15 protein-coding genes are annotated in these 12,908 nt (G+C 67.1%); 11 read left to right on the forward strand and 4 right to left on the reverse strand.

The features are described 5' to 3' along the window. Window positions 1-111: 111 nt before the first annotated feature. The 5 genes from FHW81_RS05775 to FHW81_RS05795 all read left to right on the forward strand — a co-directional run bounded on the left by FHW81_RS05775 (window position 112) and on the right by FHW81_RS05795 (window position 3,772). Entirely contained in the window at window positions 112-654 is a 543-nt protein-coding gene (locus FHW81_RS05775; protein ID WP_003091415.1) for a TetR/AcrR family transcriptional regulator, read from the forward strand. Window positions 655-665: 11 nt separating this feature from the next. Beyond that, window positions 666-1,523 (forward strand): alpha/beta hydrolase, encoded by an 858-nt coding sequence (locus FHW81_RS05780; protein WP_033981071.1) that lies wholly within the window; start codon window positions 666-668, stop codon window positions 1,521-1,523. A 112-nt stretch (window positions 1,524-1,635) separates the two neighbouring features. Next, entirely contained in the window at window positions 1,636-2,283 is a 648-nt protein-coding gene (locus tag FHW81_RS05785; protein WP_003115023.1) for a bifunctional 4-hydroxy-2-oxoglutarate aldolase/2-dehydro-3-deoxy-phosphogluconate aldolase, read from the forward strand. Further along, entirely contained in the window at window positions 2,283-2,720 is a 438-nt protein-coding gene (locus FHW81_RS05790; RefSeq protein ID WP_003107647.1) for an acyl-CoA thioesterase, read from the forward strand. The genes FHW81_RS05785 and FHW81_RS05790 overlap by 1 nt, the downstream gene beginning before the upstream one ends. Before the next feature lie 92 nt (window positions 2,721-2,812). Continuing rightward, window positions 2,813-3,772, forward strand: a complete 960-nt coding sequence (locus FHW81_RS05795; RefSeq protein ID WP_010793230.1) for a tRNA dihydrouridine synthase — start codon at window positions 2,813-2,815, stop codon at window positions 3,770-3,772. A 14-nt stretch (window positions 3,773-3,786) separates the two neighbouring features. Here FHW81_RS05795 and FHW81_RS05800 read toward each other — a convergent pair whose 3' ends face one another. After that, window positions 3,787-4,533, reverse strand: coding sequence for an SDR family oxidoreductase (locus FHW81_RS05800; protein ID WP_003104218.1), 747 nt, complete (start codon window positions 4,531-4,533; stop codon window positions 3,787-3,789). A gap of 16 nt (window positions 4,534-4,549) precedes the next feature. Beyond that, entirely contained in the window at window positions 4,550-5,353 is an 804-nt protein-coding gene (locus FHW81_RS05805) for a glyoxalase/bleomycin resistance/extradiol dioxygenase family protein (protein ID WP_033981070.1), read from the reverse strand. Between the two features lie 157 nt (window positions 5,354-5,510). Between FHW81_RS05805 and FHW81_RS05810 the strand changes: the two genes are divergently transcribed. Next, entirely contained in the window at window positions 5,511-5,960 is a 450-nt protein-coding gene (locus tag FHW81_RS05810; RefSeq protein WP_003091405.1) for an Hsp20 family protein, read from the forward strand. A gap of 43 nt (window positions 5,961-6,003) precedes the next feature. Here FHW81_RS05810 and FHW81_RS05815 read toward each other — a convergent pair whose 3' ends face one another. Continuing rightward, window positions 6,004-7,332: an SGNH/GDSL hydrolase family protein gene (locus FHW81_RS05815; protein ID WP_033981069.1), complete on the reverse strand. Its 1,329-nt coding sequence runs from the start codon at window positions 7,330-7,332 to the stop codon at window positions 6,004-6,006. A gap of 111 nt (window positions 7,333-7,443) precedes the next feature. Here FHW81_RS05815 and FHW81_RS05820 point away from each other — a divergent pair, with 111 nt between their 5' ends. Together FHW81_RS05820 and FHW81_RS05825 are read left to right on the forward strand one after the other, a co-directional pair. Next, window positions 7,444-8,355, forward strand: coding sequence for a LysR family transcriptional regulator (locus FHW81_RS05820; RefSeq protein WP_003119740.1), 912 nt, complete (start codon window positions 7,444-7,446; stop codon window positions 8,353-8,355). Between the two features lie 79 nt (window positions 8,356-8,434). Next, window positions 8,435-8,812, forward strand: coding sequence for a RidA family protein (locus FHW81_RS05825; RefSeq protein WP_003091402.1), 378 nt, complete (start codon window positions 8,435-8,437; stop codon window positions 8,810-8,812). A 92-nt stretch (window positions 8,813-8,904) separates the two neighbouring features. Here the strand turns inward: FHW81_RS05825 and FHW81_RS05830 are convergent, their stop codons facing one another. Then, complete coding sequence (locus tag FHW81_RS05830) at window positions 8,905-9,798, reverse strand: LysR family transcriptional regulator (protein WP_003091401.1); 894 nt, start codon at window positions 9,796-9,798, stop codon at window positions 8,905-8,907. 162 nt (window positions 9,799-9,960) lie between these two features. Here FHW81_RS05830 and leuC point away from each other — a divergent pair, with 162 nt between their 5' ends. From leuC to FHW81_RS05845, 3 genes are all read left to right on the forward strand, one after another. Continuing rightward, window positions 9,961-11,385, forward strand: coding sequence for a 3-isopropylmalate dehydratase large subunit (gene leuC / locus FHW81_RS05835; RefSeq protein WP_033981068.1), 1,425 nt, complete (start codon window positions 9,961-9,963; stop codon window positions 11,383-11,385). A gap of 11 nt (window positions 11,386-11,396) precedes the next feature. Then, the gene (gene leuD, locus FHW81_RS05840) at window positions 11,397-12,035 is read left to right on the forward strand and encodes a 3-isopropylmalate dehydratase small subunit (RefSeq protein WP_003091398.1); all 639 of its coding nucleotides are present in this window, start codon (window positions 11,397-11,399) and stop codon (window positions 12,033-12,035) included. Between the two features lie 71 nt (window positions 12,036-12,106). Beyond that, window positions 12,107-12,868, forward strand: a complete 762-nt coding sequence (locus tag FHW81_RS05845; RefSeq protein WP_003115017.1) for a class I SAM-dependent methyltransferase — start codon at window positions 12,107-12,109, stop codon at window positions 12,866-12,868. The last annotated feature ends 40 nt before the right edge of the window (window positions 12,869-12,908 follow it).

The following is a 12,908-nucleotide window of genomic DNA, read 5'->3' on the forward strand; positions in this document are numbered from 1 at the left end:
GGCCCTTTTGTTTTTTCCCTTTTCGAATTTCCTGACAGACGGCCCGGCCGTACGCTTGCCGATTTTTATTATGCATATAATATTTCATCCATAATATTTTCGGAGATCGTCATGAGCGACAAGAAAACCCAGACCCGTGCCCGCATCCTCGGTGCCGCCACCCAGGCCCTGCTCGAGCGGGGCGCCGTCGAACCTAGCGTCGGGGAAGTGATGGGCGCGGCGGGGCTCACCGTCGGCGGCTTCTATGCCCACTTCCAGAGCAAGGATGCGCTGATGCTCGAGGCGTTCGAGCAATTGCTCGGCAAGCGCCGCGAACTGCTCGGCGAACTCGATCCCGGATTGTCGGGAAAGGAGCGTCGTGCCTTGGCGGCCGCCTTCTACCTGTCGCGCAAGCATCGGGACGCACAGGTCGACGCCGGTTGTCCGCTGCCGGCGACCCTAGCCGAGGTGGCGCGCCTGCCGGAGGGGTTTCGCGAGGTCTTGAGCAGACATGTCGAGATCATGGTCGCCAGCCTGGCGGAAAGTCCCGAGGAAACCGACGTCGCCCTGGCCGACCTGGTGTTGATGATTGGCGGTTTGGCGCTGGCCCGGGCATTGGGGCCGGGGGAGCTGTCCGACCGGGTTCTGCGTGCCGCCAAGCAGGCGGTGAACTGAGGAGGTGCGAGATGAGCAGCCTGACCTGGATTCGCGGTTTCAACGGGACGATCGGCCGCATCGCGCCGCGTTGGACGGCCGAGCGTATGCGTCGGACGTTCATGGTGCCTGGCGAGTGGCCGCCGAAGGATTGGGAGCTGCCGCTGCTGGCCAGTTCGGAGCGCGTCACTCTGCGCTTCGGGCTGTCGGTGTTGCGCTGGGGCGAGGGGCCGGCAGTCCTGCTGCTGCATGGCTGGGCCGGCAGGCCGACACAGTTCGCCCATCTGATCGAGCAACTGGTCGGCGCGGGTTATTCGGTGTATGCCCTCGATGCGCCGGCCCATGGCCGCTCGCCGGGCAGGGAGGCGAACGTGGTGCTGTTCGCCCATGCCTTGCTGGAGGCCGCTGGCGAGTTGCCGCCGCTGCGTGCGGTGCTCGGTCATTCCCTGGGTGGCGCGGCGGCGTTGCTGGCGGCCCAGATGGGGCTGCGCAGCGAAGCGCTGGTGACGGTCTCGGCGCCGTCGCGGATTCTCGAACAGTTGCGCCTGTTCGCTCGTTTCGTCGGTTTGCCGGCCCTGGCTCGCTCGCATTTCATCCGCCTGGTCGAGCGTCAGGCTGGCATATCCGCGGCGTGCCTGGATGTGGCGCGCTACCGTCTGGAAATGCCCGGGCTGGTGGTGCATGCCGACGACGACACGCGCGTAGCGGTGGAAAATGCCGAGCGCATCCATGCCGCCTGGCCGGCCAGTCGCTTGCTGCGTCTGCCGGGCGGCGGCCACCACCGACTGCTCGGCGAGCGCAGGCTGAGCGAGTCGCTGCTGGCGCTGCTCGAGGAGCGCCCTGCGATGCGCGCTTGCCGGCGCGTGGAAAAGACGGCGAGCGCTTCCTGAGGCGCGTAGCAGAGGGGTTGTCGTTGTCCTGACCTCGGTTCTTCGGTAAAAAGCGCTGTGGCCCGCGCGGAGCGATCCGGCGGGGCGAACCGTTTCGAATCGAGGAGTGCCCATGACATTGCCGCTGGATCGGGTCCTGCAGCAGGCCAGCCCGGTATTGCCGGTGCTGGTGATCGAGGACGTGGCGCTGGCGCCCGACCTGGCGCGCGCGTTGTATGCGGGCGGCGTCACGGTGCTGGAAGTGACGCTGCGCACGCCGCAGGCGCTGGACGCGATCGCCGCCATCCATCGCGAGGTGCCCGAGGTCCTGCTGGGGGCGGGTACCCTGATCCACACCGAGCAGTTTCTCGAGGCGCGCGACGCAGGCGCACAGTTCGCCGTCAGCCCCGGATGCACGCCGCGTCTTGCCGCCGCCGCGGAGGATGCCGGCTTGCCATACCTACCCGGGGTGATGACGCCTTCGGAAGTGTTGCTGGCGCTGGAGTACGGTTATCGCTCGCTGAAGCTGTTCCCGGCCGATGGCACTGCCAGCGTGAAAATGCTGAAAAGCCTGAAGGGGCCGTTCACCGGCATCCGCTTCTGCCCGACCGGCGGGGTGAACCTGGACAACCTGCTGAATTTCCTCCGCCTGCCCAATGTCGCCTGTGTCGGCGGCACCTGGTTGGCGCCGCCGAGCCTGATCCGGGCGCGGGCCTGGGATCAGATCACACAACTGGCCAGGGAAGCGCGCGAACTGGCCGGCAGCCTGGAGCAGCATTGATGAATTGGGACTACGCCGATCCGTTCGTGATCGACCTCAGGGTCCTCGCCGAGGACATCGACGGGCTCGGCCACGCGAACAACGCCGTCTACGTCAGTTGGCTGGAGCGCTGCGCCTGGCGCCACTCGCAGCGGCTGGGCCTGGACCTGGCCGAGTACCGCCGGCTGGACCGGGCGATGGCGGTGCTGCGCCACGAGATCGACTACCTGGCCGCGGCCTACGAGGGCGACGAACTGCAATTGGCGACCTGGATCGTCGAGTCCGACCAGCGCCTGCGGATGAACCGGCGCTTCCAGTTGGTACGCCCGGCGGATGGCGCCACGCTGCTGCGGGCGCAGACCACCTTCGTCTGCATCGAACTGTCCAGCGGCAAGCCGAAGCGGATGCCGGCGGAGTTCATCGACGGCTACGGCCAGGCTCTGCTCGCCGGGGCCTGACCCGTCGCGCGTCGACCGGCAGGCATTCGCACTTTGTTCCGGGCGGCGGATTCTCTAGAATCCGCCGCCTGTCATTTTCGAGGTAGTGGTTCGTGCAAATCGCCCTGGCGCCGATGGAAGGTCTGGTGGATGAAATCCTCCGCGACGTGCTGACCCGCGTCGGCGGCATCGATTGGTGCGTCACCGAATTCATCCGCATCACCGATCGCCTACTGCCGGCCACGGCGTTCCACAAGCTGGCGCCGGAGCTGCGCGACGGCAGCCGGACCCGCGCCGGGACGCCGATGCGTGTCCAGTTGCTCGGCTCCGATCCTGCGTGTCTGGCGGATAACGCCGCGTTCGCCTGTGAGCTGGGTGCCCCGGTGATCGACCTGAACTTCGGTTGTCCGGCCAAGACCGTGAACCGCTCGCGCGGCGGCGCGGTATTGCTCAAGGAGCCGGAGCTGATGCACGACATCGTCGCCGCCGTGCGTCGCGCGGTGCCAAGCGAGATTGCGGTGACCTCGAAGATGCGTCTGGGCTACGACAGTCCCGACGGCGCCCTGGATTGTGCGCGGGCCCTGGCCGACGGCGGCTCGGCCCATGTAGTGGTGCATGCCCGGACCAAGGTCGATGGCTACAGGCCGCCGGCGCACTGGGAGTGGGTGGCGCGGGTGGCCGAGGCGGTGCGCGTGCCGGTGTTCGCCAATGGCGAAGTGTGGACGCTCGACGACTACCTGCGTTGTCGCGAGGTCAGCGGGGTGGAGGACATCATGCTCGGTCGCGGCCTGGTCTCGCGTCCTGGCCTGGCTCGGCAGATCGCCGCCTGGCGCGATGGCGGCGAAATCCGCGAGATGCCCTGGAGCGATCTGTTGCCGCTGCTGCGCGACTTCTGGCTGCAGGCCCGGCGCAAGCTCGCCCCGCGCTATGCCCCGGGCCGTCTCAAGCAGTGGCTGGGCATGCTCACCCGCACCTATCCCGAAGCCGTCGAGCTGTTCGCACGGATTCGCCGGGAAAGCGATTGCGAAACCATCGACCGGCTGTTGCAGGTGTCGTTCAGCCAGGCGGCCTAGCTTGCGTACCAGGCCTAGCGGCCGCCGCTGACATCGATGAAGGTGCCGGTGCTGTAGCTGGCTTCGTCCGACGCCAGCCAGAGAATCGCCCGCGCGACTTCCTCCGCCGTACCGCCGCGTCCTAGCGGTATGCCGCCCTTCAGGCGTTCGATACGGCCTGGCTCGCCGCCGCTGGCGTGGATCTCGGTATCGATCAGTCCGGGCCGCACCGCGTTGACCCGGATACCCTCCGCCGCCACTTCCCTGGCCAGACCGATGGTCATGCTGTCGATGGCGCCCTTGGCGGCGGCATAGTCGATGTATTCGTTGGGCGATCCCAGCCGCGAGGCCATCGAGGACACGTTGACGATGCTGCCGCCGCGCCCGCCGTGGCGGGTCGACAGGCGCTTCACCGCCTCGCGGGCGCAGAGGAAGCTGCCGGTCACGTTGGTCGCGAATACCCTGTGCAGGCGCGCCGCGTCGATGTTTTCCAGGCGCGTCTGCGCTTCCAGCATGCCGGCGTTGTTCACCAGCACGTCGAGGCGGCCGAAACGTTCGTCGATGGCGGCGAACAGCCGCTCGACATCGCCTTCCTCGGCTACGTCGGCCGCCACCGCCAGGGCTTCGCCGCCCTGTCGCTCGATGCGCTGGCGCAGCGCTTCGGCGGCCTCGCGGTTGCGCAGATAGTTGAGGACGACCGCATAGCCGCGTTCGGCGGCGAGCAGAGCGGTGGCGGCGCCGATGCCGCGGCTGGCTCCGGTGATCAGCATGACGTTGCGCATGATGATGCTCCCCAGGTCAGTAGCGAGTGAAGGTCAGGTAGTCGGCGTCCCAGCCCAGGCCCTGCCAGAACAGGTTGAACAGCGGCGCGTCAAGGGCCGATTGCGCGCGGATCAGGCCGGCGCCGCGCGAGCGCAGGGCCTCCTCGGCGCTGCCCACCAGTTCCCGGGCCAGGCCCTGGCGGCGGGCCTGCGGTAATACGTAGAGCTCTGCGATCTCTCCGACCCGTGCCTGACCGTCCTCGATCTGCCACAAGTGGGCGAGGACGAAACCGCGGGGATGCTGCTGGGCCTCCGCCAGCCAGAGCAAGCGGTTGCGCGAGGCGGCCAGGAGCAGTGCCTGGATCGCCTGTTGGTCGCCGGCATCCAGGGTTTCCCCGGCTTCGCGGACATTGGCTTGCCAGAGCGCGGCCACCGCGGGGACGTCGTCGGCGCTGGCCAGGCGAACCCGGTGCTGCTCTGGCGTCGCATCGAGCTCCTGGCCGACCCGCAGCAGGTTGCCATCGGGATCGATCAGGGCAAATTCGCGCATGCCCCAGGGTTGGTCTTCCAGGACCGTGATGCGTGGAATCCCCTGGCCGCCCAGGCCGAGGGCCGTGGCCTGGCGATGCAGCGCCTGGGCGTCCTCCAGGCGCAGGTAGGCAGCGCTGCAATTGGTCTTCGGTTCGAGCGCCTCGAACAGCGACAGGTGCAGCTCCAGGGCGCCGCGCTGGAGGATGGCGTAGGTCGGATAGCGAGCGCCAAGGTGGAAGCCGAGGGACTGGTAGAAGGCGCTGGCGCTGTCCAGATCGCGGCAGGGGAAGGTCGGGATTGCGCGTTCCATGGCGACGGTTCTCGAAAGGATGAGTTTCGATCTGAGCACGACGAACGGTCGTTCTCAAGGCTCTTGAAATACTTCCGACGATCCCTATCTAGTTCGTGCGGGATGCCGAAGACGGGTTCCGCACCAGAGTACTTGCTGATAATTCAGGAGATTCGCAATGAGCAACGCTTTTTCCCTCGCCCCGCTGTTCCGTCATTCCGTAGGCTTCGATCGCTTCAACGATCTGTTCGAGTCGGCCCTGCGCAATGAGGCCGGGAGTACCTACCCGCCCTACAACGTCGAAAAGCACGGTGACGACGAGTATCGCATCGTCATCGCCGCCGCCGGCTTCCAGGAAGAAGACCTGGACCTGCAGGTCGAGCGCGGCGTGCTGACCGTCAGTGGCGGCAAGCGCGAGAAGTCCACGGACAACGTGACCTACCTGCACCAGGGCATCGCCCAGCGCGCCTTCAAGCTGTCGTTCCGCCTCGCCGATCATATCGAGGTCAAGGCGGCTTCGCTGGCCAACGGCCTGCTGAACATCGACCTGGTGCGGCTGGTTCCGGAAGAAGCCAAGCCGAAGCGTATCGCCATCAATGGCCAGCGCCCGGCACTGGACAACCAGTAACCGTCAGCGGTGATCGAAAAAAGGCGCCTTCGGGCGCCTTTTTTCATTTCGTTGCGCTATCGGCCCGGGGCTCCGCCGGTAGGCCGTCGGGCACCTCGTCCAGCAGGACGTCGAGGTCGACGGCGGCCGCCATCGCCCGGTTGCCTTCGTCGCTGGGGTGCAGATGGTCGCCGGAGTCGTAGCGCGCGGCGAGCCGCGACGGCTGCTCCGGATCGCGCAATGCCGCGTCGAAGTCGATCACCGCATCGAAGGCGCCGGCATGACGGATCCACTCGTTAACCTGCCTGCGCAGGGCTTCCTTGGTGGGCTGGTAATAATCGCTCAACGGCGTGCCGGGCAGTGCGCCCTCGAACGGCGTGAGGGTCGCGCCGACGACCCGGATACCCCGGTTGTGCGCCCGTTCGATCAATTGCCGGTAGCCGGCGATCAGCGCTTCCAGGGTGGGCGGTGCGGCATTCCGGGCGAAAGCGGTACCGGGCCAGGCAATGTCGTTGATGCCGAGCATCACCACCATGCTGCTTGCGCCTGGCTGGGCCAGTACGTCGCGGTCCAGACGTGCCAGCGCGCTCGCGCCCATGCCGTCGCTCAGCAGGCGGGCGCCGGAAATCCCCGCATTGACCACGGCGACGCCATGCGGGGCCAGGCGTTCGGCGAGGAAGTCCGGCCAACGGCTGTTCCGGTCGAGGCTGGCGCTGGCTCCGTCGGTGATCGAGTCGCCGAGCGTCACCAGCGTCCGCGTTGCCGTTTCGGTTTCGACCAGGATACCTGTCAACAGCGGGCGCGCGGTGGTGCTCTGGCTGTCCGCCGCGTCCAGCCGCAATGCGTGGCTTTGGGTCTGCTCGCCGGCGACGATCCAGCCCGTCTGGCGGCCGTCCCAGTGGAAGGTTTCCATGGGCGTGGCGGCCGGCAGGTAGAGACTCACCAGCACCTGCGAGAGCGCGGCCACCGGCATCGCCACCGGATCGCTGAGCAGCGTGGCGCCGGGCGCGATGGTCGCCGTCCGGCGTCCGCCAAAGGTCACGTCATGCAGGCTGCCGGTGGCGACCGCGGCGCGCTCGGAACCGGGTTTGGCCAGGGTGGCCCGGCCGATCCGGATCGGGCGCCTTCCATAGGTATTTGCCAGGACGATGCGCACGCGCGTTCCTCCCAGGCTGATTCGCGCCAGTTGCCGCACCGTCTGGTCGTGCAGTTCGGCCGGCACGTTGCTGGGAAACAGGAAGTCCTCAGCCCAGACCGGCTGCGGGCTGGCCTGCCAGCTGGCGGTCCAGGAAGCGGCCGGCGCGGCGCAGGCGTACAACAGGCTCGTCGCGAGCGCGAAGGCCCGGGTTGCGCTGGAGGTCGCGGCGGGAAGTCTTTCGATGGGTCGTTTCATGTCGTTGAATTCAGTGGTTATCCTGTAGCTGATGATGAATTCAAAGATTTAAGGGGAATAGGCCGTAGCGGGGAACATCATTTATGAAGCGAAATCATCAGGCAGGGCGCCATGGCCCGGCTTGAAGTCAACCGTTCCGGCGAACTGGAGGTGTTTGCCCGGGTCGTCGAGTCGGGGGGCTTTTCCGCCGCCGCTCGACGTTGCGGCATGACGCCCTCGGCAGTCAGCAAGTTGATCACCCGGCTCGAACAGCGCCTGGGAACCCGCTTGCTGAACCGCTCCACCCGACAATTGCAACTGACACCCGAGGGATGCGCGTTCTACGAGCGCGGGGTGCGTATCCTGGCCGATCTGGAGGAAGCCGAGCGGTGTGCGAGCGAAAACGCGGCGCCGCGTGGGCGCTTGCGAGTCAACGCCAACGTGCCTTTCGGGCATCACTTCCTGCTGCCGCTGCTGCCCGAGTTCCTCGCGCAGCATCCCGAGGTGACGCTGGATATCGTGCTGACCGATGAGGTCGTCGACATCCTCGAGCAGCGCACCGACGTGGCCGTGCGCGCGGGGCCGCTGAAAAGCTCGAGCCTGGTGGCGCGCAAGCTGGGGAGCACGCGCATGCTGATCGTCGGTGCGCCGGCCTATCTGGCCCGGCATGGCATGCCGGCCACGCCGCAGGCGCTGCTGGGGCACAACCGCCTCGGCGCCAACTATGTGCGAACGCGCTCCGGCTGGCCGCTGCGGGACGCCGGCGAGGAACTCGTGGTGCCGTTGTCGGGCAACGCCCAGGCCAGCGATGGCGAGGCGCTGCGCCGTCTGGCCGTGGCCGGCCTGGGCCTGGCGCGGCTGGCCGCGTTCCAGGTGCGCGAGGACATAGCCGCCGGGCGCCTGATTCCCGTGCTCGAGGCATACAACCCAGGCGACCTGGAGGAAGTCCACGCCGTCTACGTCGGCCAGGGCGGCTATCTGCCGCTGCGCGTGCGGGCGTTCCTGGACTTTCTGGCGGAGCGCGTCGATATGAGCCAGGGTTGATCGCAGTGCTACATGAATACGCCGATTCCGCGGCCGAAAGCTTTTCTTCCTAGCGCTTCATCCACAGGAGGCAATCCAGATGAGCGATGACATCCAGCGTTACCCCAGCAGCCTGCCGTTTCCCTTTTCCCGCGCGGTGCGGGCCGGCGGCTTCCTGTTTCTTTCCGGACAGGTGCCGATGAGTCCGACCGGCGAGGTGGTACGTGGCGATATCCAGACCCAGACCGAAGCGGTGATGGCACGCATCGGCGAGACCCTGGAGAGCTGTGGCGCGCGTTTCGACCAACTGGTGAAGGTCACCGTCTGGCTGTCGGACATGGCCCACTTCGCCGGTTTCAACGAGGTCTACCAGCGTCATGTGCAGGGGGCCTTGCCGGTACGCTCGACGGTGACCGCCGGGCTGGCGCTGGGGGTCGACGTGGAGGTCGAGGTGCAGGCGTGGGTCGGCGAGGGCTGAGTCGCGAGGGCATTGGCATGCAGGTCGGGTGAGCGCTGGCCGCGGACGGCAAAGAGGGGAGGGCCTACCCGTGGCGTCCGACCTGAATCGCTTCAGGCCGCTGGAGTGCCGTTGCCGAATGCCTGTTCGTCGAGCAGGCGCATGAAGGCGCGCGCGGCGTTCGACAGGGTCCGCTCGGTGTGCAGGATATAGCCGAGCTGGCGGCTGAGCTGGATGTCCTGCAGCGGCAGGCGCACCACCTGGTCGTCGAGCATGGTCCGCGGCAGCACGCTCCAGGCCAGGCCGATGGAGACCATCATCTTGATGGTCTCCAGGTAGTTGGTGCTCATGGCGATGTTCGGCGTCAGCCCTTCGGCTTCGAACATGCGCCGCACGATGTGGTGGGTGAAGGTGTTGCCGCCGGGGAATACCGCGGGGTGCTTGGCGACGTCGGCGAGGAACACCGTGCCCTGTCGGGCCAGCGGGTGCTCCGGGGCGGCGACGAAGTCCAGCGGGTCGTCCCATACCGGGACTGCGCGCACCGGTTCGGCGGTTTCCGGGGCCAGGGTGATCACCGCCAGTTCCGCACGACCATGAAGGATCTCCTCGTAGGCCACTTCCGAATCCAGGAACTGGATATCCAGCGCCACCTGCGGATGCGCCCGGGTGAAGGCGCGCAGCAGCGGCGGCAGGCGATGCAGGCCGATGTGGTGGCTGGTGGCCAGGACCAGCCGGCCGCTGACCTCGCCGGTGAGGTTGTTCAGCGCCCGGCGGGTGTCGTCGAGCACGTTGAGCAACTGGTAGGCGCGCGGCAGCAGGGCGCGGCCGGCCTCGGTGAGGTTGACCTCGCGGCCGACCCGGTCGAACAGCCGGGCATTGAGCTGCTGTTCGAGGGCGGCGATGCGCTTGCTCACCGCCGGTTGGGTCAGGTGCAGGCGCTCGCCGGCTTCGGAGAAGCTGCCGGTCTCGGCAATGGCGATGAAGGTGTTGAGGCTGTTCAGGTCCATTGCGGGCCTCCGCTGGTTTCGGCTGCCCGGAGCTTAGCGCCAATGGATTCCTGTTGGGAATGCTTTGGATGAAAAATATGAATTTGAGTTATTCGTAGACAAGCCATAGGATCATCCTCACAAGCCCTGTGGGCATAGAAATGAGCTGATGAGGAAATCCCGATGGCCGGCAAGACCCTCTACGACAAACTCTGGGACATGCACCTGGTCAAGCAGCGCGACGACGGTTCGGCGCTGATCTACATCGACCGCCATATCCTGCACGAAGTGACCTCGCCGCAGGCCTTCGAGGGTCTTCGCCTGGCCGGGCGCAAGCCGTGGCGGATCGACGCCAACATCGCCACCCCGGACCACAACTTGCCGACCACCCGCACCGAGCGCAAGGGCGGCATCGCCGCCATCGCCGACGAGGTCTCGCGCCTGCAGGTGCAGACCCTCGACGAGAACTGCGACGACTTCGGCATCACCGAATTCAAGATGAACGACGTGCGCCAGGGCATCGTCCATGTGGTCGGTCCGGAGCAGGGCGCGACCCTCCCGGGGATGACCGTGGTCTGCGGCGACTCGCACACTTCCACCCACGGCGCCTTCGGCGCGCTGGCCCACGGCATCGGCACTTCCGAGGTAGAGCATGTGCTGGCGACCCAGTGCCTGGTGGCGAAGAAGATGAAGAACATGCTGGTCAAGGTCGAAGGCAGGCTGCCGGCCGGCGTCACGGCGAAGGATATCGTCCTCGCGGTGATCGGCAGGATCGGCACCGCCGGCGGCAACGGCCACGCCATCGAGTTCGCCGGCAGCGCCATCCGCGACCTGTCCATCGAAGGGCGGATGACCATCTGCAACATGTCGATCGAGGCGGGCGCCCGCGTCGGCCTGGTCGCCGTCGACCAGAAGACCATCGACTACGTGAAGGGCCGGCCCTTCGCGCCGAGCGCCGAGCAATGGGACCAGGCCGTCGCCTGCTGGCAGGGGCTGGTGTCGGACGCCGATGCCCGCTTCGATACCGTGGTCGAGCTGGACGCCGCGCAGATCAAGCCGCAGGTCAGCTGGGGCACGTCGCCGGAAATGGTCCTGGCCGTGGACCAGAACGTGCCGGACCCGGCCCGCGAGAGCGACCCGATCAAGCGCGGTTCGATCGAGCGCGCCTTGAAGTACATGGGCCTGCGGCCGAACCAGGCGATCACCGACATCCAGCTGGACCGGGTATTCATCGGTTCCTGCACCAACTCGCGGATCGAGGACCTGCGCGCTGCCGCCGAAGTGGCCAGGGGTCGCAAGGTCGCCGCGACCATCAAGCAGGCGCTGGTGGTGCCGGGTTCCGGGTTGGTCAAGGAGCAGGCCGAGAAGGAAGGCCTGGACCGGATCTTCATCGAGGCCGGCTTCGAATGGCGCGAGCCGGGCTGTTCCATGTGCCTGGCGATGAACCCAGACCGGCTGGAGAGCGGCGAACACTGCGCCTCGACCTCCAACCGCAACTTCGAGGGCCGTCAGGGCGCCGGTGGCCGTACCCACCTGGTCAGCCCGGCGATGGCCGCCGCCGCGGCCGTCAACGGCCGCTTCATCGATGTCCGCGAATTGCTCGCCTGAGGAGAACCGAGATGAAACCCTATACCCAGACGACCGGTCTCGTCGCTCCGCTGGATCGCGCCAACGTCGATACCGATCAGATCATTCCCAAGCAATTCCTCAAGTCGATCAAGCGTACCGGCTTCGGCCCCAACCTGTTCGACGAATGGCGCTACCTGGATGTCGGGCAGCCGGGACAGGACAACTCGAAGCGTCCGCTGAACCCGGACTTCGTCCTCAACCAGCCGCGCTACCAGGGCGCCAGCGTACTGCTGGCGCGGGAGAACTTCGGCTGCGGCTCGTCCCGCGAGCACGCGCCCTGGGCGCTGGACGAGTACGGTTTCCGCACGGTGATCGCACCGAGCTATGCCGACATCTTCTTCAACAACAGTTTCAAGAACGGCTTGCTGCCGATCATCCTGCCCGAGGCCGAGGTGGACGAACTGTTCCGCCAGGTCGAGGCGAACGAAGGCTACCAGTTGTCCATCGACCTGGCGGCGCAGACCGTTACCCGTCCTGATGGCAAGGTGCTGGGTTTCGAGGTCGACCCGTTCCGCAAGCATTGCCTGCTCAACGGCCTCGACGACATCGGCCTGACGCTGCAGGACGCCGATGCGATCCGTGCCTTCGAGGACGGCTACCGCCAGCAGCAGCCCTGGCTGTTCCGCTGAGCGCCACGCGAGTCCCCTTGCCGGGCGCATCCTGGGTAGGGTGCGCCCGGTTTTTCTCCCGGAGTAGGTTCATGAGCGACCACGATGACGTTGTCCAGCGCCAGTTCGGCGCCCAGGCTTCGGCCTACCTGAGCAGCGCCGTGCATGCCCAGGGCGAGGAATTCGCCTTGCTGCGCGACGCCCTGGCCGGGCGCCCGGAAGCGCGGGTCCTCGACCTGGGCTGCGGCGCCGGCCACGTGAGCTTCCAGGTCGCCGCCCTGGCAGGGGAGGTGGTGGCCTACGATCTTTCCGCCGAGATGCTCGCCGTGGTGGCGCAGAGCGCCGCGGAACGGGGCATGGCGAACATCCGTACCGAACAGGGCAAGGCGGAGAGCCTGCCCTTCGCCGACGGCGAGTTCGATTTCGTCTTCAGTCGCTATTCCACCCATCACTGGCGCGACGTCGGCCTGGCCCTGCGCGAGGTGCGGCGGGTGCTCAAGCCCGGCGGGGTGGCGATCTTCGTCGACGTGGCGGCGCCCGGGCAGGCCTTGCCGGACACCTTCCTGCAGACCGTCGAGCTGCTCCGCGACACCAGCCATGTGCGCAACTACTCGCCGGCCGAGTGGGCGCGCCTGAGCGGCGAGGCGGGCTTGCTGGTAACCGGAAGCCGGCGCCAGCGCCTGCGCCTGGAGTTCCAGTCGTGGGTCGAGCGGATGCGTACGCCGGAGGTGTTCCGCCAGGCGATCCGCAGCCTGCAGCTGGCGGTGGGCGAGGAAGTCAGGGAGTATTTCGAGATTGCCGACGACGGCTCGTTCAGCACCGACGTGCTGGTGCTGTGGCTGCGTCGGGAGTGACGGTTCGATCGCGGCGGCGCATGCCCGCCGTTCAATGAAT

Source organism: Pseudomonas sp. RC10-4-2 (genome assembly GCF_050433085.1).
Lineage (GTDB): Bacteria > Pseudomonadota > Gammaproteobacteria > Pseudomonadales > Pseudomonadaceae > Pseudomonas > Pseudomonas aeruginosa.

Bases quoted from the DNA above. Each gene is read 5' to 3' on its own strand.
- FHW81_RS05775 (WP_003091415.1), top strand. From the start codon at position 112: ATGAGCGACAAGAAAACCCAGACCCGTGCCCGCATCCTCGGTGCCGCC.
- FHW81_RS05780 (WP_033981071.1), top strand. From the start codon at position 666: ATGAGCAGCCTGACCTGGATTCGCGGTTTCAACGGGACGATCGGCCGC.
- FHW81_RS05785 (WP_003115023.1), top strand. From the start codon at position 1,636: ATGACATTGCCGCTGGATCGGGTCCTGCAGCAGGCCAGCCCGGTATTG.
- FHW81_RS05790 (WP_003107647.1), top strand. From the start codon at position 2,283: ATGAATTGGGACTACGCCGATCCGTTCGTGATCGACCTCAGGGTCCTC.
- FHW81_RS05800 (WP_003104218.1), bottom strand. From the start codon at position 4,533: ATGCGCAACGTCATGCTGATCACCGGAGCCAGCCGCGGCATCGGCGCC.
- FHW81_RS05805 (WP_033981070.1), bottom strand. From the start codon at position 5,353: ATGGAACGCGCAATCCCGACCTTCCCCTGCCGCGATCTGGACAGCGCC.
- FHW81_RS05810 (WP_003091405.1), top strand. From the start codon at position 5,511: ATGAGCAACGCTTTTTCCCTCGCCCCGCTGTTCCGTCATTCCGTAGGC.
- FHW81_RS05815 (WP_033981069.1), bottom strand. From the start codon at position 7,332: ATGAAACGACCCATCGAAAGACTTCCCGCCGCGACCTCCAGCGCAACC.
- FHW81_RS05820 (WP_003119740.1), top strand. From the start codon at position 7,444: ATGGCCCGGCTTGAAGTCAACCGTTCCGGCGAACTGGAGGTGTTTGCC.
- FHW81_RS05825 (WP_003091402.1), top strand. From the start codon at position 8,435: ATGAGCGATGACATCCAGCGTTACCCCAGCAGCCTGCCGTTTCCCTTT.
- FHW81_RS05830 (WP_003091401.1), bottom strand. From the start codon at position 9,798: ATGGACCTGAACAGCCTCAACACCTTCATCGCCATTGCCGAGACCGGC.
- leuC (WP_033981068.1), top strand. From the start codon at position 9,961: ATGGCCGGCAAGACCCTCTACGACAAACTCTGGGACATGCACCTGGTC.
- leuD (WP_003091398.1), top strand. From the start codon at position 11,397: ATGAAACCCTATACCCAGACGACCGGTCTCGTCGCTCCGCTGGATCGC.
- FHW81_RS05845 (WP_003115017.1), top strand. From the start codon at position 12,107: ATGAGCGACCACGATGACGTTGTCCAGCGCCAGTTCGGCGCCCAGGCT.